The sequence below is a fragment of the Pseudomonas sp. IT-232MI5 genome (assembly GCF_949767845.1).
Classification (GTDB): Bacteria; Pseudomonadota; Gammaproteobacteria; order Pseudomonadales; family Pseudomonadaceae; genus Aquipseudomonas.
This window is the reverse complement of the sequence record NZ_CATKQE010000052.1, coordinates 1-219: the sequence shown is the minus strand read 5'-3', so window position 1 is coordinate 219 and position 219 is coordinate 1. Positions and strand designations below refer to the sequence as shown.

Annotated in this window: 1 protein-coding gene; it reads right to left on the bottom strand. The window is 61.6% G+C overall.

Annotated elements, in window-relative coordinates; translation table 11 throughout:
• A partial coding sequence (locus ACM6JQ_RS20855; protein ID WP_414894616.1) for a hypothetical protein occupies positions 1-219 on the bottom strand: 219 nt, incomplete at both ends.

Genomic DNA, 219 nt, shown 5'->3' with positions numbered 1-219 from the left:
GCTGCCGATGCCGCGCAGGTTGGCCGTGCCGACGAACAGCAAGTTCTCGACGTTGCCGCCGAGGGTGTAGTCGATGGACGAAAAGACCCGGTCGTAGGCGGTAGGCGAGGCATCGGTTTCGATGATCACGTCACCGACGTTATCGACGTAATAGGTATCGACGCCAGCACCACCGATCATGATGTCGGCGCCGAGGCCGCCATTGAGGGTGTTGTCGCC